This window comes from Xanthomonas sp. WHRI 7065, assembly GCF_040203115.2.
Lineage (GTDB): Bacteria > Pseudomonadota > Gammaproteobacteria > Xanthomonadales > Xanthomonadaceae > Xanthomonas > Xanthomonas arboricola.
Genome location: NZ_CP168194.1, coordinates 4,570,322 through 4,586,080, shown reverse-complemented (window position 1 = coordinate 4,586,080; position 15,759 = coordinate 4,570,322). Strand labels below are relative to the sequence as shown.

Genomic DNA, 15,759 nt, shown 5'->3' with positions numbered 1-15,759 from the left:
GCAGCAATAGCATCGCTGCGGTGTAGGAGGTGTTAGTGCACGCCGATGGCAGTGCACGCCACGTCAACGCATCAACGCGTCGTACTGCGCGTTGCCACGCAGAATGCGCACGACCAGTTGCTGCGGCTTGCGCTGGAAATTGGCGCGCCAGCTGGCCAGATCGGCAAACTCGCCCACGCTGCTGGCCACGATCACATCACCGCTGACCAGCCCGTTGGCTGCGGCACGACCGCCGCGTTTGACCTCGCTGACCATGACGCCGGTAATGCCGGACTGGCGCAGCGATTCGGGCAGATCCACGAAGGTGGCGCCGCCCAGGCGCGGGTCGAGCATGTCGCCGGTGACTGCGCGGTCCTGCTCCTTCAGTTTGGCGGTGAGCGTGAGCGGTTTGCCATCGCGGCGAATCTCCAGCCTGACCGCGCTACCGACCGCCTGCAGGCCTTCGTAGTTGTGCAGCGCCTCTGCGCTGTCCACGCGCTGGTCGTTGGCGGCCACCACCACATCGCCTGGTTGCACGCCTGCCGCGGCCGCAGCCGACCCTGGCAACACGCGCGTCACCAGCGCACCGCGCAACGAATCCACGCCCAGGCCCTGCAGCATCTGCTGGGTGAGGTTCTGGGTTTCCAGCCCGAGCGTGCCGCGCACTACCACGCCCTTGGTCACCAGTTGCTCCACCACATTGCGCGCCAGGTTGGAGGGAATCGCCAGGCCCAGGCCGATATTGCCGGCCATGCTGCCCTGCGGATTGAAGCTGGCGGTATTGATGCCCACCAACTGGCCCTGCAGGTTGACCAGCGCACCACCGGAGTTGCCCGGGTTGATCGAGGCATCGGTCTGGATGAAGTTCTGGTAGCCCAGCCCGCGAATACCGCTGCGGCCCACTGCCGAGACGATGCCGGAGGTCACCGTCTGGGTGAAGCCGAACGGGTTGCCGATCGCCACCACGAAGTCACCCACGCGCAGCGCATTGCTGTCGGCCAGCTTGATGTCGGTGAGGTTGTCGGCCTTGATGCGGATCAGCGCGATATCGGTATCGGCATCGGAGCCGATGAAATCGGCCTTGACCGTGCGCCCGTCGCCGAGCGTCACCTGCACATCGTCGGCATTTTCGATGACGTGGTGATTGGTCAGCACATAGCCTTTTTGCGCATCGATGATCACGCCCGAACCCAGCGACTCGTTGATGCGATCCTGCGGCACCTGCGGAAACAGCCGGCGCAGGATCGGGTCGTTGAAGAACGGGTTGCGCACGCGCACCACCTGCTTGGTATTGACGCTCACCACCGCCGGCATCGCCTGTTGCAGCATCGGCGCCAGCGACGGCACCGGTTGCCCGGCGACGGCGGCCGGCAACGCGGCGGCCGCGGGCAGGCTAAAGGTGGTGGCCGCGCCGGCCGGTGCGGCCTCGGCGCGGTTGTCCATCCAGGCGTTGATGCCGGTGGCGGCAAATCCGCCGAAGGCAGCGGCCAGGGAAAGGGTCAGCAAGGTGGGCAGCGGGCGCATGCAACGAGTCCGGGTTACGCGGTGGAAGAGGAATAGGGCGTCTGACTGCGTAAATCAAGCTGAACGAGAGTGCCAGCGGGCAATTTAACGCCTGGTGAAAGCGCCGCCGAGCCCTTGCCGGCGCTGCGTTGACAGTCGCTTGAGCCCGGCGTAGCGTCCGCTTGATCCGATGCCTGTTCAGCATACGCATGCCGCTGCGCATCGCCCGCGTTTTCAGCACTGATGCCCTTAAGGAGGGTCCTATGAGCAACGGCAATGGTGTGACGGCAACCCTGTCCGAGGCTGTCGATAGCGTCAAGAGCACTGCCACCGAACTGGGCGAGACCATCGCCAGCACCACCAGCGACGCGGTGGCCAGCGTGCAGGACGCGGCCGGCACGGCGGTGGCGGAGGTCAAGACCCGCGTCGCCAAGGCCCGCAAGGCGGTGGTCAAGGTCGAACAGCGCGTCGTCGAAAAGGCCGGCGATGCAGCCACTGCGGTCAAGCGCAGCGTGGCCAAGACCAAGCGCTCGCTGGTGTCGGGCAAGGAGGCCGCCAAGGAAAAGTTGACCGCCACCAAGGACGCTGCCAAGCAGAAGCTTGCATCTACCAAGGATGCCGCCAAGCAGAAGCTGAGCAGTACCACCGATGCTGCCAAGAAGAAACTGGCCAACACCAAGGCCAGCGCCAAGCAGAAGCTGGAAACCGCCAAGGCCAATGCCAAGGCCGAAGCCGCAGCACTGAGCGCCAAGACCGCGGCCAAGAGCGCAGCGCGCAAGAGCGCAGTGGCCACGGTGGGCGCGCGTGCGGCAGCAAAGAAGGCTGCGGCCAAGGCGGCGCCGGTCAAGAAGCCGGTCGCCAAGACCATCGTCAAGCCCGCCGCCAAGAAGGCACCAGTGGCCAAACAGACCGCCACCAAACAGGCCGCAGTGAAAAAGGCCCCGCTCAAGAAGGCGGTGACCAAGACCACTTTGAAGAAGGCCGCCAAGGTCACCAAGACCCCGGCCACGCGCACAGTGGCCAAGACCACCGCCGCCCGCAAGGCGGTGGGCAAGAAAGTGGCCAAGCGCGTGACGCGTTGATGCTGCAGCACCAAGATGGCATTGCACGCTGACGATGCGTTGGCCGTGCAGACTGACAAAGGCCGGCGCTGTTGGTACAGCGCCGGCCTTTTTTGTGGTGTGACTGTTAACGAGATGATCGCTTTCCTGCTGCGCTCATCTGATCGGGCGAGTGACTGGATCTGACATCTGAGCCAGATGGGGCATCTGGCCCGTACCACTCGCTAGATGCGGGACAGCAAGCCACTCTCCTCACGGAGCGAGAAGGTACGGCTTGCACGCCATGGGCGCGCGTGTCTTGGGGTGCCGGCGCCGCAAGCGTGGATCGGGTGTGGAGCGGGGTGGGACAGGGGCGCTGGCGGAGCCCGCGTCTCGTTCCTGATTCGCGAGGCTTCGCGCGTACCCTCATCCGCCCCTGCGGGGCACCTTCTCCCGGTGGGAGAAGGAAACTGAAAGCCATCGCTTCCGCTAATCCGCTAATCCGATTCCCAAATCCCAGCTACTCCATTCCCTTGACCAATTGCTCGGCGCCCTTGCGAATACCGGCCCTGGCCGCGTCGTAGGCGCCCAGGCTGGCCTTGATGTTCATTGCGCTCGGATACTGTTTTTCGACATAGGCGGCGAGCAGGCGGTTGCTCTGCGCGTCGAAGATTTCCACCGCGTAGCTGACCGAGCCGGAGAATGCGCCTTCCTTGCCGCGTGCGGCCTGCACCGCGTTATAGGAACCGCCACCCAGATCCACCTTCATGAAGGTGCCCAGCACCCGCTTGCTGGGCTTGGCACCGGTCAGGCTGATGCGCACGCGCAAGGTGTCGCGATCGGGCAGCGTCGCGCGCTGCCAACGCTGTCCGATCGCATTGTCGAACTCCTGTTGCATGTAATCGGCGAGCATGCGTTTCTCCTGCTCGGGCACGTCTTCGAATTGCGCGTCAGGACCGCGATAGATGCTGACCGGCTCGACCAGTGCGGCGCGGTAGCGCGTCCAATCCACCTCGCCCTGGTAAGCATATGGCATGCGGTCGCCACGGCTGCCATCGTGCGGGCGCAGATAGCTTGAAGACGGCAGCTGGCTGTACGGCATCGGGCGCGTACTGGCACAACCGATCAGCGTCACGCCGACAACCAGCAGCGCGCAGCAACGGACAAGGGAATGCGACGACATGGGCAAATACCTGGAGAGGAAGCAGATAGGGACAAGCACGCGCGAGCGGGGCCGCGCGCTCAATGCATCAGATAGCTGGCCACCGCCAGCGCAAACACCACTGCGGCGGCAGTGAACAACACCCCGCTCTTGGCCCAGTGCTGCAGCCGGCGCGCCTGCCGCGCGCTGCGGATATCCGGCAGTTCGCTCCAGATGTCGCGATTGCGCGTGCCGGTGCGGCCACAGCGAAAGTCCAGCAGGAGGACATCGGCGACAGGGGCAGGGGCAACGCTGTCGTTGGCAGCCGTATGCGGTGCCAGCAGCGCGATGGCGGCGGGGGAAAGCGGGGTGGAACGGATCGAGTGAAACATCACCATGCATCCTGGATGCGTGCGGTGAGTGCACTGTAGGCAGCGGGTGTTGGAAACTTATTGGTTGGGCGCTGGACGATCGCCGCGCGCCGCCTGCGTTCAGCCGGTGCGGCGCACGCCCTCGCTGGCGAACACCACGCGCACGCACAGGCCGCGGCCCTCGTGGCCTTCGCAGGTTTCGATGCTGGCCTCGTGCAGGCGCGCGATGCCGGCCACCAGCGACAGCCCGATCCCGCTGCCCTGCACCTGGCTGCCGGCAACCCGGTAGAAGCGTTCGAAGATGGACGCGTGGGCACTCTCCGGCACGCCCGGGCCGTCATCGCTGACCTGCACGAACGGATGCAGCGTATCGGCGCGCAGGCAGTAGCCGCAACTCACTTCCACCATGCCGTGAGGCCGGCCATAGCGGATGGCGTTGTCGACCAGATTGCGGATCAGGATGCCCACCGCATCCACATCGCAGCGCAGCAGGCAGGGCGATGCTTCCACCTGCAGATTGATGTGGCGGGCCTCGGCCTGCACGCTGAATTCGTCCAGCACATGCGAGATCAGCTCGCCCATGTCCACCTGCTGGTACGCCGCCGAACTGATGCCTGCATCCAGCCGCGCCAGATCCAGCAATTGCTCGGCCAGCCGATTGCTGCGGCGCGCGGTTTCCAGCAGCTGCTGCAGCGCTGCGTCCTTGGCCTCCAGCGTGGGTGCGCGCAGCGCGACCTCGGCGTAGGCATGCAGCGCAGACAGCGGGGTGCGCAGTTCGTGCGCGGCGTCTGCCACGAAATCGCGCTCGGCCTGCACGGTCTTCTCCACGCGGGCCAGCAGCGAATTGAAGGAGCCGATCAGCGGGCGAATCTCGTCCGGCACCTGCGCCAGCGGCACCGGCTCGGTTTCCAGCCCGGTGCGTTGCGCGATGGCGCTGGAAATGGCGCGCAGCGGTGCGAGCGAGGTGCGTACCGCCCACCACACCAGCACGCCCAATACCCCCAATTGCAAGGTGTTGAGCACCATCGCAATCAAGGTCTGCTTGAAGCTCATGCGCGAGGACACATTGCCGATCGGGGTGTGCGCGTCGACCGCGGCCCGCGGCTCCGGTTGCGTATCGAAGCGGTGCTCCAGCGCATCGGGCAGGGCGCTGATCAACTGGTCGCCGAACATGTTGAGCTCCTGCTCGAACACGCTGTGATGGCCCTGGGTGACCAGGGCGACCAGGATCCACACCGAGGTGGACCAGCTCAACAACACGATTGCAGCCAGCGCCGCCAGCATGCGTGCCTGCAGCGATTTCATTCCGGTGCCTTGCCAACCATGTAGCCCTGGCCATACACCGTGGAGATCAGCTCGTCGCCCAGCTTGCGGCGCAGCTGGTGCACGTACACCGCAATCATGTTGCTGCCGCCTTCGGACGGGCCGCCGTAGACGCCTTCTTCCAGTTGATCCTTGGTGACCACGCGCCCGGCGCGTTCCATCAGCGCCAGCAGCAGGCGGTATTCGTGCGCGCTCAGCGCCACCCACTTGCCGTCGCGGGTGACCTTGCGGCTGCTCGGGTCCACGCAGACATCGCCCTGCGTGAGCAGCGGCACCACGCGGCCCTGGCTGCGCCGGGTGATCGCACGCAGCCGCGCCATCAGCTCGTCGAACTGGAACGGCTTGACCAGGTAGTCGTCTGCACCGGCATCCAGGCCGCGGATGCGGTCGGTGAGCTGGCCGCGCGCGGTCAGCGCGATCACCGGCGTGGCGTCGTAATGACCGCGCATGAAGCGGATCACCGTCAGCCCGGATTCGCCCGGCAGGCCGATATCCAGCAGCACCGCGGTGTAGCGGTGGTCCACCAGCACGGTCTTGGCGGCATTGGCGCTGCCGACGTGGTCGATGGTCCAGGACTGCTGGCGGACGCCATCGCAGATCGCGTTGGCCAGCATGGTGTCGTCTTCGACAAGCAGCAGGTGCATAGGTGTTCCGCCGGGCCCAGGGCCAGTCCGAGATCGGCAGCACTGTCGGAGATGGTCGTTAGGCAAATATTAGTGCATGGCCCGCCGGGCCGTTACAGGCGGCCGGCAGCCCTGCCATTGCGCAAGGCCGCAGGGCCACCGCGCAGGCGCTAGCGCTGCAGGATGGCGCGCAATGCCGCTTCCAGGTGGACGTACTGGAAGCGGAAGCCGGCATCCAGGGCGCGTTGCGGCAGCACGCGCTGGCTGATCAGCAGCAGCTCGGCCATCTCGCCGAAGCCCAGCCGCAGCAGGCTGGCCGGCAGCGCCAGCAGCGCCGGGCGATGCAGTACGTGGGCCAGGGTGCGCGCGAACTCGGCATTGGTGACCGGGGTCGGCGCGGTGGCGTTGTAGGCGCCGGCCTGGCCGTGTTCCAGCAACCACAGCAGCAAGGCCACCATGTCGGCGCGATGGATCCAGCTCATCCAGTGCCGGCCATCGCCGAACGGGCCGCCGCCGCCGAAGCGGAACGCCGGCAGCATGCGCGCCAGCGCGCCGCCGTCGCGGTCGAGCACAATGCCGGTGCGCACCCAGCTCACGCGCGGGCCGAGCGCGGCGATCTTTGCCGCTTCGGCTTCCCAGTCGCGGCACAGCTGTGCAGAGAAATCGTCGCCGGCGTGGTCCGCCTCGGTCAGGACGCTGTCGCCACGCTCGCCGTAATAGCCCACCGCCGAGCCGGAAATCAGCACCGCCGGGCGCCGTTCGGCCGGCTGCTGCGCGATCCAGGCATGCAGCTGGCCGGTGATGCCCAGGCGCGATGCGCGGAAGCGCTGCTTGCGCGCATCGGTCCAGCGGCCGGCCGCCAGCGGCTCGCCCGCCAGATTGATGACCGCATCGGCCTGCACGCCGTCCAGCGTGTCCACCACGGTCATGCCGGGCAGGCGACGCGCTGCGCGCCGCAGGTCGCGGGTCAGCACGCTGACCTGGTGCCCGGCCTGCACGAGTGCCGGACACAAGGCCTGGCCGATGAACCCGGTGCCGCCGGTGATGAGCAACTGCATGGGACATTCCTGCGCTGAATCGATGCGGCACGATAGGCCAGCGCTGCCTGCTGCAAAGTGAAGTCGCTGCTGCACGTGGCGTGAGGACCGCGCGTGGCACCAGGACGGCGGCCGCGCGGAGGGCGTGTCCATCGGCAAGATCGGCAAGGCCCAAACGCCAACGCGCCGGACAGGCCGGCGCGTTGGGTGCTTGCAGACGCTGCAACGGGCTTAGCGCGAGGAGGACACCGCGTGGGCACGCTCGAAGTGCGCCGACACCACGCGCCGGCTTTCTTCCAGATGCTGCTTGACCGGCGCGCTTTCGGCGGCGGGCAGCAGTTCGGCGTCGATGATCTTGATGGTGTCGCCGTGGTCGCTGACCATCGTGCGCAGGAAGGCATTGCGGTAGGCGTCCTTGCCATCGGGCAGGGTCGCTGTCTTTGCCAGTGCATCCACCGCTGCCTTGCCCTTGGCGCGCATTGCATCGGCACGCGGGCTGTCAGTGGCACCCAGTGTCTTGCTCTTTTCCAGGTTGGCTTCGTGGTCGTGCAACAGCTGCTTGGCGAAGGTGTCGGTGGCGCCGCCCAGATCCTGGGAGATGGCCTGCTTGGCCAACGCGATTTCGTTTTCATCCAGCGCCGCCAGCACGCCGAGCACGGCGGGATCGCCCTTGGCCAGTTCGGCAGCGCCGGTGCCGCTGACCGGCGCGGCAGTCGGTTCGGGCGATACTGCCGGCGCAGTTCGCGAGGCATCGCCGCCAGGGCGATCGCAGGCAGTCAGGGAGAGCACGGCAAGAAACGATGTCGCGACAAGAAGGGATTTCATGGAGGTCCTAAAAGAATGCGGCCAATGCTGCCGACGGTGAAATGCAAAGGAGCCGCTACGCGGCTCCGGTGATGCGTGGATCGGCGCCTGCCGGTCAGGCCAGCTGCGCCTGGGCGGCTGCGCCAAGGCCCAACGATCTGGCTGGCGTACGCACGCTGTCCTGTGCGGTGCGGCACACGCGCGCCATGCGTGCGGTGCGCTCGCGAATCAGCGCGTGTTCGCTGGCCGGGGCACTGCCCAACAAGCTGGCGACATGGAAGCCTAGGATGTCCTCCGCGCGGTCGCCCTGGTCGCTGACGATGTGCGGAACCAACCGCTCCAATCGCTCCAGCTCCTGCTGCACTTGATACGGGGTTTTCATGATGCTCTCCAATGAGTAACGGTCTTGCTCAATACGTGCTGCTCAACTATTGCGTGTGCCCAGACGCTGCCAGCAATCAGTAGCCAACTGTTCGTAGTTTGACTGGGTGCTGGATGAGATGAAGTGATGCTCCAGGCGGTCGCGAAACAGGCGCAGACGTTCCTGATCGCTCGAACGCGGCGCCTGCAGATAGATATCGCAGGCCATTTTCACCACCGGGGACAATTCGCTGAACTTGCCTGCACCCAGGTTGCCCTGCGCGTGCCGCGCCTGCCAATGCGCGATTTCGGCTTGTACATCGATGACGGATGGGTCTCTGCTCATGACTTCGCGTGGTCCGGGTTAAACAAACTTGACATGCAGGGTAACTGCGGCTGTGTCAACGAATGATCATCGAACCCGACTATTCAACGCACTGCAGTGGTGCGTGCTTAACTGGTCAGCTTGCATTTGCGCCTCTACACGCTACGTATGCAGGCAATGTCTCGCAAGAACTGCAGTTGTGATCGAAGCCGTAGCGTCGTGCTGAGCAATAGCCAGCAATCGATTGCATTGGCTGCAATGTCGGCAATCGAGGTGTGAGGCTTGCCATCGCGCATAGGCTGATAGCGGCGTTGATGAGTGAGAAAACGCCCACGCAATGCCGCAATTTACGGAAGATTCTGAATCGTTCCACACTTGTGTAACGTCTGATGCTTAGGATGTGGGATGACTTTAGGGAGATGAGAGTACTCAGGATGCAGGACAGCGAAAGCAGCCGTAAGCCGCAAGCCGCCAGCGGTACCTCCGAAGCACGCGTGTGGTGGCATGCCTTGGTGGAGCTACGAGGGGGACGTGTCGCCATCAGCTTGATCGTCGTCCTTGCGATCGTATTTGCGTTCTATCTGACGCTGAAATAAGCCGGTTCTCCCAGGCATCGCGTAGCGCTGCATCAATGCCTGCGTGCGTCTCAACTGTTTGAACAAGCCAGCAACGGCACGCAGCTCGACGCTGCGAGGGGAGACGTGATGGCGCACAAGCAGTACTGCCAGGTCGTGGGGCATGTCACGCGGCCGGTGCCCGAGTACGGTCACGAGCGTGCCACGCATGCCTGGGTCTGCGGCGAAATTGCGCGATTGTTGGGCGTACGCGGCGCAGGGCATGCCAGTGACTCCAAGCATGCTGTCCCCAAGACCGTGTTTCATGTGCCCGATGAGACCTTGACCTCGGAACAGGCGCATGGACTCGGTATCGATGACGCGGCGGACCTGCTGGGCGGCATCGTGCCGCATGCCTTCCTGGCGACCAAGGTGATCGGCCACCCGCTCATTGGCGACCACGCAGCCAGCATCGCCGGATGGAACCAGGCACTGGCCACCGCGCTGATCCCGGCTACATTGGTGGGCTATACGGTGTTTTCGCGCATCGATGCCCTGCGTGCATTGGAGATCCTGCTTCAGGATGGCGGTGTGCGACTCAAACTGCCGACCGGCGTGGGTGGCAATGGCCAATGGCGTATCGCTGGTGCAGCGCACCTCGCGCAGGTGCTGGATAGCCTGCCGGAGTACTATCTGGGCACGCATGGCGCGGTGCTGGAGCGCAATATCCTGCAGCCCGTGACGCACAGCGTGGGCGAGCTCTGTGTGGCTGGTGTCCAGATCGCCTATTACGGCACGCAATGCAGCGTGCGCAACATGCAGGATGAAGAGGTCTACGGCGGCTCGTCGCTGCATGTGTATCGCGGATCGCTCGAGGCACTGGCCATGACCGCGCTACCGTCGCTGCAGCAGCGCGTGGTAGAGCAGGCCTGCAGATACGATCGATTCATCACCGCCGCCTATCCTGGGTTGCACATCTCGCGGCGCAACTACGACGTGGTCAGCGGCGACGATGGGCAGGCCGGTCCGGTCTGCGGTGTGCTGGAGCAATCCTGGCGCGTCGGCGGCGCGACACCGGCCGAGCTTGCCGCGATCTCCAGCTTTCAGGATGACGCCAATCTGCGGTGGGTGCACGCATCCACGCATGAGATCTATCAGGGCGAACCGCCCGCGGATGCGCAGATCTACTACCGCGCAGAGCGCGCCGGGCCGGGTCCACGCTTCAAATACAGGAGGGTATTCACCCCATAATGGAAGCCAAACTTTCCAGCATCCAGATCCCGGTCGACCAGGACGAACTCAGCGGCACCTTGCTGACGCCCACCGGCATTCCCGCCGTGTTGTTCGTCCATGGTTGGGGGGGCAGCCAGCACCACAGCCTGGTGCGTGCGCGCGAAGCGGTTGGCCTGGGCTGCATCTGTATGACCTTCGACCTGCGCGGTCACGAAGGCTATGCGTCGATGCGTCAGAGCGTGACACGCGCGCAGAACCTGGACGACATCAAGGCCGCCTACGATCAGCTCGCTGGCCTGCCGTACGTCGATCCGCAGTCGATCGCGGTGGTTGGGCTCAGTTACGGCGGCTATCTGTCGGCATTGCTGACGCGCGAACGCCCGGTGGAATGGCTGGCGTTGCGTTCGCCCGCGCTCTACAAGGACGAGCACTGGGATCACCCCAAGGTGAGCCTCAACGCCGATCCGGAGTTGATGGACTACCGGCAACGCGTGCTGACCCCCGACGACAATATCGCCTTGGCCGCCTGTGCCGATTACAAAGGCGATGTGCTGTTGGTGGAGGCGCAACACGATGTGATCGTGCCGCATCCGGTATTACGCAACTACGCCAATGCCTTCGTCAACGCGCGCTCGCTGAGTGCACGCGTGATTGCCGGTGCCGACCATGCATTGAGCGTCAAGGAACATCAACAGGAATACACGCGCACGCTGATCGACTGGCTCACCGAAATGGTGGTCGGCCGGCGCATCGCCCTGGCCAAAGAAGTGGTGGCCGCGCGCAAGCAGAGGCTCAAGCAGCAGGGCGATGCGCCAGCCTCGCCTGGGCAAGGCGCGAACGAGTTCCGCGGCGATATCCGCGCGGTGGAGAACAGCTCCAGCTGATTCTCGCGTTCGCCAAGGCGTTTCGTGTCTAATGGCGCTTCGACAAAAAAGAACGGGCCCCTCGGGCCCGTTCTTTTTCCAGCTTGAGCGTTGTTTAACACCAGGCCGTCATGACTTAGACGCGCGGGTCGGTCGGGTTGCGACGTGCCGCCTCATCATGATTCTCGGAATCGAAGGCTTCGCGCACTGCGTGCTTGGCCTTTTCCCAGCTCAGGCGCGAATTGGACTTGAAACGGTCCCAGCCATCGCCCAGGTCGCGTTCCAGATGGTCGTCCCACTGGCGACCGGCATGCTGCTGGCGCGCCTGCATGCCATAACGGTAGGCCGGACGATAATCGTCATAGGAGTACTCGGCATCGCGATAGCTCGCGCTGTCGAAGCGGCCTTCGTAATGCGTATCGCCCTCACGATAGACGCTATGCGTGCGATCGGCGCGTTCCCAGGCATCACGCGCGGCAAGGCGCGCTTCTTCCCATTCCAGCCGCGATTCACCGCGATTGCGCGGCCACTCGCCGGCCAGCGTCGCTTCGGTTTCTTCCCAGGTGCTGGTCGGTCGCGTCTCGCGCGCCTGCAGGCCGAAGCCGTAGACGGTGGCGTAATCGCGGTCGTAATCGGTGCCTTCCTTGTAGTACGGACGGTTCTGATGTTCCTGGCGCCAGTATTCGGTTTCCACCGTCGGGTCCAGGCGCTCGGCCACGCCCTTGCCTGCTGCAGCGCCGGCCACCACGCCGACAGCAGCGCCGATCAAGGTGCCCAGCGGGCCGAACACCGTACCGGCCAGCGCGCCTGCGGCAGCGCCACCTGCGATGCCGCCCACACCCACACCTACCGGATGCGAACCGGGTGCACCGGAGATCGGATCACGATTCAGATCCTGCGCTTCGGCCTTGCGTTCCTGCTTGTCGAGAGGGGTGTCGTGGTTGCTCATGTCGTCTCCGGGGGTGGCTGTTAGGTGCGTCTGTCGAGCAGATCGCGAACGTGGCGCCACCTTGGACAGGGCGGAGTGAAACGCGTGTGCTTGGATGTGAGTACCGTCGCGACAAGACTGAACTATGCATCCGCCGCTATGGATGAGGTTGCTGATGTCAGCTTGCAACATCGCGCTCCAAGCAAGTTCATCGTGCGAGTCTTTTGATTAAGGCCTCGACTTGTTGGTGTGGACGGATAATCTCAACCACGTCGTCAGCCGATGACGCCAAGCTTTTCTCCGCAAAGCGGTGGTCTGCAGAACGTGCGACCGTATCGCGCTGCAGCCCGTTGAAATAACTTCCTACGCGAGCAGGCACTGCAGCTGTTGCAGCAATCACTATCTCTGGCTGGCTTTGCGAAACGCAATACCTGCGACCACGTCGATGCACGGGCGCTCGAATGACGCTCGACGCGGCAACGCAGGTGGACTGCGCCATCATGACCACAAAGTCATTGACGCACTGACAGTGCAGACGCGCGATGCAATCCATACGCAGCCAGCCAGGCTGCAGCGCTCAACGATCAAGCGTCATTGATGAAAGTTGGGCAGGCGCGCAGCGTCCAACGTCAAACCACGCTCACCCGCCGTGCATGCCCAAGGTGCGTGCGCCGGTCAAGATCATGCGCAGCATCTGCGAGATCTGTTCGATCAATTCGGGATCTTTTTCCGGCGGCGAGTCCATCGCCACCGCGCCCATCGCAAACACCAGCCGGGTGATCGCCTTGGACACCAGCGCCGGTGCATGCAGCTTGGCGTTGTCGGCGGCGGCCAGGCGGATCAGGTCCACCCGCAGCTCGTCTTCGAAATAGCTGAGCTCGCGCTCCACCGCCTGCTTGAATGCATCCGAGCCCACCGCGCCTTCGCGCAGCAATACATGCAGCAACTTGTCGTCGGCGCGCAGCTGCTCCATGAAGGCTTCGACCGACACGCGGATGACGCTGCGGTCGGTGGAGGTGGCGCGCTGGCGGGCCTGGCCGATGATGGTGCGCAACGAACGCCCGGCCAGATCGATCAAGGCCACCGCCAACTCGTCCATGTCGCGGAACTGGCGATAGAAGCTGTTCGGCGCGATGCCGGCTTCGCGTGCCACCTCGCGCAGGCTCAGCGTGGACAGGCTGCGGTGCGGTCCGATCAGCGACAGCGCCGCGGCGATCAGGTCCTCGCGTGAAATCGCCGGCTTGCGTGACGGCGGCGCGTCTTGGGAAGGCAGGGCGATGGAGGTCATGAGGCGGCAGCCGGGGGTGGGCCTGAATCATAGCTCCTCTGATCGATATACAACTGTATACACGGCTGTGCATGCATGCGTATAGTGCAATCCATGAACCTGGCATCTCCTCCCAAGTCCAAGTCCCCGTTGCCGACGCGTCTGGCGCGCCGGCTAGTGTCGCCGCAGTTGTTCGACTTCTGGGCAACCCGGCTCAACCCGCTGTGGACGCTGGAGCGGCCGATGGCTCGCCTGGTCGCGCGCACGGCGGCCAGCCGCGACGCGGTGACCCTGGTGCTGCGGCCCAACGGCCACTGGCAGGGCCTGCAGGCCGGCCAGCATGTGAGCCTGGGCGTGGAGATCGACGGCCGCCGCCTGCTGCGCAGCTACAGCCCGACGGTGCTGGCCGATGGCCGCCTGGCCATCACCGTCAAGGCGATCGAGGGCGGGCTGGTCAGCCGCTACCTGGCCGGCGCTGCGCCGATCGGGACGGTGGTGTCGCTGGATCCGGCCTTCGGCGACATGCTGCTGCCGACCACCCAGACGCCGCTGTTGCTGCTTGCTGCCGGCTCGGGCATCACCCCGATGCGCGCGCTGCTGCAGGCCGCCGCGCAGGCCGGCATGCCGATGGACGTGGACCTGCTGTACTGGGTGCGCCAGCGCGACGAAGCCTGCTTCGTCGACGAATTCGAGGCGATGGCCGCCGCCCATCCGCGCTTGCGCCTACGGCTGCTGACCACCCGCGAAGGCGCCACGCCGGCGGCGCGCATCGATACCTATCCGTTGGAGCAAATCGCCGATCTCTCCAGCCGTCATGTCATGGTCTGCGGCCCGGGCGGTTTCGTGCAGGCGGCGCGTGCGCGCCTGCAGGGCCGCGTGGCCGCGTTCCAGGCCGAAGCCTTCAGCGTGCCGACGCTGGAAGACGGCGAAACCGGTGACGTGCAGGTCCAGCTGTCACGCAGCGGCCGTACGCTCAGCCTGCCGCGCGGCCAGTCGCTGCTGGAAGGACTGGAAGCGCAAGGCCTGCGCCCGAAGTACGGCTGCCGCATGGGCATCTGCAACAGCTGCGCCTGCGCGCGCCAGTCCGGCACCACGCGCCACCTGTTGACCGGTGAGCGCAGCAACGAACCCACCGCACAGGTCCGCCTGTGCATCAGTGCCCCGAGCACTGACCTGATCCTGGATCTGTAAGGAATCTTCATGAGCCGAGTCCATAACCGCGCCCTGTCCGCTGCCGAACTGCAGTCCTTCGGCGACGAGCTCGATGCCATCCGCGCCCGCGTGCAGAGCCAGGTCGGCGCTGCCGATGCGCGTTACATCCGCCGCATCGTGGCGGCTGTGCGCTGGACCGGCGTGGCCGGTCGCGCGCTGCTGTTCCTGGGTGCGTTCGTGCACAGCGTGTTGATTCCGGCGTGGATCGCCGGCGTGGTGCTGCTGACCCTGTCCAAGATCCTGGAGAACATGGAGCTGGGCCACAACGTCATGCACGGCCAGTACGACTGGATGGGCGATCCGCAGCTCAACGGCAACACCTACGAGTGGGACATCGTTGCCACCGGCGACAACTGGCGCAAGACGCACAACTTCAAGCACCACACCTACACCAATGTGCGCGGCATGGACGACGACATCGGCTACGGCCTGCTGCGCATCTTCCCCGAGCAGCGCTGGCGTCCGTTCTACCTGCTGCAGCCGTTCGTGGCGGTGTTCTTTGCGCTGCTGTTCGAATGGGGCGTGGCAATCCAGGACCTGCGCCTGGGCCGCTGGTTCGCCGGCAAGATGAAGGCGGCCGAATTGCGCGCCTCGTTCCTGCCGGTCGGCCGCAAGATGGGCCGCCAGATGCTCAAGGACTACATCGTGTTCCCGCTGCTGGCCGGCCCGTTCTTCCTGACCGTGCTGCTGGGCAACCTGGCTGCCAACGTGCTGCGCAGCATCTGGACCTTCGTGATCATCTTCTGCGGCCACTTCACCGCCGATGCGGAAGTGTTCCCGAAGGAGTCGATCCGCAACGAGTCGCGCGGCCACTGGTATCTGCGTCAGCTGCGGGGTTCCTCGAACCTCACCGGCGGCAAGCTGATGAACGTGCTGTCGGGCAATCTGAGCCACCAGATCGAGCATCACTTCTACCCGGACCTGCCGGCCAATCGCTACGCGCAGATTGCGGTCGAGGTGAAGCAGGTCTGTGCGCGCTACGGCCAGCACTACAACACCGGCTCGCTGCCGCGTCAGTTCGGCCAGGTGATGTGGCGGATCGTGCGGCACGCGTTCCCGAGCCGGCCCAAGCCGGTACGCCGCCAACGCGAAGGCGCCTTGCAGAGCGCCTGATCAAAAGGGCCGCCATTGGCGGCCCTTTTTTTGGGTGCAGTCAGTCCCTGCAGGATCGCCACACGAGATTGCGCCTTGCCGGG

Annotated in this window: 16 protein-coding genes; 5 read left to right on the top strand and 11 right to left on the bottom strand. The window is 65.0% G+C overall.

Translation table 11 applies throughout. The features are described from left to right. Positions 1-63: 63 nt before the first annotated feature. Positions 64-1,503, bottom strand: a complete 1,440-nt coding sequence (locus ABQY64_RS19095) for a Do family serine endopeptidase (RefSeq protein WP_047129988.1) — start codon at positions 1,501-1,503, stop codon at positions 64-66. A gap of 242 nt (positions 1,504-1,745) precedes the next feature. Between ABQY64_RS19095 and ABQY64_RS19090 the strand changes: the two genes are divergently transcribed. Further along, positions 1,746-2,564, top strand: coding sequence for a histidine biosynthesis protein HisIE (locus ABQY64_RS19090; protein WP_349780558.1), 819 nt, complete (start codon positions 1,746-1,748; stop codon positions 2,562-2,564). A 478-nt stretch (positions 2,565-3,042) separates the two neighbouring features. Here the strand turns inward: ABQY64_RS19090 and ABQY64_RS19085 are convergent, their stop codons facing one another. From ABQY64_RS19085 to ABQY64_RS19050, 8 genes are all read right to left on the bottom strand, one after another. After that, positions 3,043-3,705 carry a DUF3313 domain-containing protein gene (locus ABQY64_RS19085; protein WP_228600089.1) on the bottom strand — a complete coding sequence of 221 codons (663 nt, stop codon included), beginning with the start codon at positions 3,703-3,705 and terminating at the stop codon, positions 3,043-3,045. A gap of 59 nt (positions 3,706-3,764) precedes the next feature. Next, positions 3,765-4,055, bottom strand: coding sequence for a hypothetical protein (locus tag ABQY64_RS19080; protein WP_047130141.1), 291 nt, complete (start codon positions 4,053-4,055; stop codon positions 3,765-3,767). A 99-nt stretch (positions 4,056-4,154) separates the two neighbouring features. Continuing rightward, positions 4,155-5,339, bottom strand: a complete 1,185-nt coding sequence (locus tag ABQY64_RS19075) for an ATP-binding protein (protein WP_349780557.1) — start codon at positions 5,337-5,339, stop codon at positions 4,155-4,157. After that, a complete protein-coding gene (locus ABQY64_RS19070; protein WP_016902656.1) occupies positions 5,336-6,001 on the bottom strand; it encodes a response regulator transcription factor in 666 nt (221 codons plus the stop codon). The genes ABQY64_RS19075 and ABQY64_RS19070 overlap by 4 nt, the downstream gene beginning before the upstream one ends. Before the next feature lie 149 nt (positions 6,002-6,150). After that, positions 6,151-7,038: a TIGR01777 family oxidoreductase gene (locus ABQY64_RS19065; protein ID WP_228600087.1), complete on the bottom strand. Its 888-nt coding sequence runs from the start codon at positions 7,036-7,038 to the stop codon at positions 6,151-6,153. A 210-nt stretch (positions 7,039-7,248) separates the two neighbouring features. Continuing rightward, complete coding sequence (locus tag ABQY64_RS19060) at positions 7,249-7,842, bottom strand: DUF4142 domain-containing protein (RefSeq protein WP_349780556.1); 594 nt, start codon at positions 7,840-7,842, stop codon at positions 7,249-7,251. Positions 7,843-7,936: 94 nt separating this feature from the next. Then, positions 7,937-8,203, bottom strand: coding sequence for a hypothetical protein (locus tag ABQY64_RS19055; protein ID WP_166767431.1), 267 nt, complete (start codon positions 8,201-8,203; stop codon positions 7,937-7,939). A gap of 42 nt (positions 8,204-8,245) precedes the next feature. Next, positions 8,246-8,527 carry a hypothetical protein gene (locus ABQY64_RS19050; protein ID WP_016902660.1) on the bottom strand — a complete coding sequence of 94 codons (282 nt, stop codon included), beginning with the start codon at positions 8,525-8,527 and terminating at the stop codon, positions 8,246-8,248. A gap of 683 nt (positions 8,528-9,210) precedes the next feature. On the opposite strand from ABQY64_RS19050, the gene ABQY64_RS19045 reads away from it, so the two are divergent. Both ABQY64_RS19045 and ABQY64_RS19040 read left to right on the top strand, forming a co-directional pair. Beyond that, complete coding sequence (locus ABQY64_RS19045) at positions 9,211-10,311, top strand: DUF3182 family protein (protein ID WP_349780555.1); 1,101 nt, start codon at positions 9,211-9,213, stop codon at positions 10,309-10,311. Then, entirely contained in the window at positions 10,311-11,177 is an 867-nt protein-coding gene (locus tag ABQY64_RS19040; protein ID WP_039521007.1) for a S9 family peptidase, read from the top strand. The genes ABQY64_RS19045 and ABQY64_RS19040 overlap by 1 nt, the downstream gene beginning before the upstream one ends. Before the next feature lie 115 nt (positions 11,178-11,292). On the opposite strand, the gene ABQY64_RS19035 is transcribed toward ABQY64_RS19040, so the two are convergent. Continuing rightward, positions 11,293-12,105 carry a hypothetical protein gene (locus ABQY64_RS19035; RefSeq protein ID WP_016902664.1) on the bottom strand — a complete coding sequence of 271 codons (813 nt, stop codon included), beginning with the start codon at positions 12,103-12,105 and terminating at the stop codon, positions 11,293-11,295. Between the two features lie 619 nt (positions 12,106-12,724). Beyond that, a complete protein-coding gene (gene fabR / locus ABQY64_RS19030; protein ID WP_127158952.1) occupies positions 12,725-13,372 on the bottom strand; it encodes an HTH-type transcriptional repressor FabR in 648 nt (215 codons plus the stop codon). Positions 13,373-13,465: 93 nt separating this feature from the next. Between fabR and ABQY64_RS19025 the strand changes: the two genes are divergently transcribed. Both ABQY64_RS19025 and ABQY64_RS19020 read left to right on the top strand, forming a co-directional pair. Then, positions 13,466-14,542, top strand: coding sequence for a ferredoxin reductase (locus tag ABQY64_RS19025; protein WP_127158953.1), 1,077 nt, complete (start codon positions 13,466-13,468; stop codon positions 14,540-14,542). 9 nt (positions 14,543-14,551) lie between these two features. Continuing rightward, a complete protein-coding gene (locus tag ABQY64_RS19020) occupies positions 14,552-15,676 on the top strand; it encodes an acyl-CoA desaturase (RefSeq protein ID WP_024939708.1) in 1,125 nt (374 codons plus the stop codon). The last annotated feature ends 83 nt before the right edge of the window (positions 15,677-15,759 follow it).

Coding starts and splice junctions, on each gene's coding strand:
- ABQY64_RS19035 (WP_016902664.1), bottom strand. CDS start 12,105: ATGAGCAACCACGACACCCCTCTCGACAAGCAGGAACGCAAGGCCGAA.
- ABQY64_RS19085 (WP_228600089.1), bottom strand. CDS start 3,705: ATGTCGTCGCATTCCCTTGTCCGTTGCTGCGCGCTGCTGGTTGTCGGC.
- ABQY64_RS19070 (WP_016902656.1), bottom strand. CDS start 6,001: ATGCACCTGCTGCTTGTCGAAGACGACACCATGCTGGCCAACGCGATC.
- ABQY64_RS19095 (WP_047129988.1), bottom strand. CDS start 1,503: ATGCGCCCGCTGCCCACCTTGCTGACCCTTTCCCTGGCCGCTGCCTTC.
- ABQY64_RS19090 (WP_349780558.1), top strand. CDS start 1,746: ATGAGCAACGGCAATGGTGTGACGGCAACCCTGTCCGAGGCTGTCGAT.
- fabR (WP_127158952.1), bottom strand. CDS start 13,372: ATGACCTCCATCGCCCTGCCTTCCCAAGACGCGCCGCCGTCACGCAAG.
- ABQY64_RS19050 (WP_016902660.1), bottom strand. CDS start 8,527: ATGAGCAGAGACCCATCCGTCATCGATGTACAAGCCGAAATCGCGCAT.
- ABQY64_RS19060 (WP_349780556.1), bottom strand. CDS start 7,842: ATGAAATCCCTTCTTGTCGCGACATCGTTTCTTGCCGTGCTCTCCCTG.
- ABQY64_RS19020 (WP_024939708.1), top strand. CDS start 14,552: ATGAGCCGAGTCCATAACCGCGCCCTGTCCGCTGCCGAACTGCAGTCC.
- ABQY64_RS19055 (WP_166767431.1), bottom strand. CDS start 8,203: ATGAAAACCCCGTATCAAGTGCAGCAGGAGCTGGAGCGATTGGAGCGG.
- ABQY64_RS19065 (WP_228600087.1), bottom strand. CDS start 7,038: ATGCAGTTGCTCATCACCGGCGGCACCGGGTTCATCGGCCAGGCCTTG.
- ABQY64_RS19075 (WP_349780557.1), bottom strand. CDS start 5,339: ATGAAATCGCTGCAGGCACGCATGCTGGCGGCGCTGGCTGCAATCGTG.
- ABQY64_RS19040 (WP_039521007.1), top strand. CDS start 10,311: ATGGAAGCCAAACTTTCCAGCATCCAGATCCCGGTCGACCAGGACGAA.
- ABQY64_RS19080 (WP_047130141.1), bottom strand. CDS start 4,055: ATGTTTCACTCGATCCGTTCCACCCCGCTTTCCCCCGCCGCCATCGCG.
- ABQY64_RS19045 (WP_349780555.1), top strand. CDS start 9,211: ATGGCGCACAAGCAGTACTGCCAGGTCGTGGGGCATGTCACGCGGCCG.
- ABQY64_RS19025 (WP_127158953.1), top strand. CDS start 13,466: ATGAACCTGGCATCTCCTCCCAAGTCCAAGTCCCCGTTGCCGACGCGT.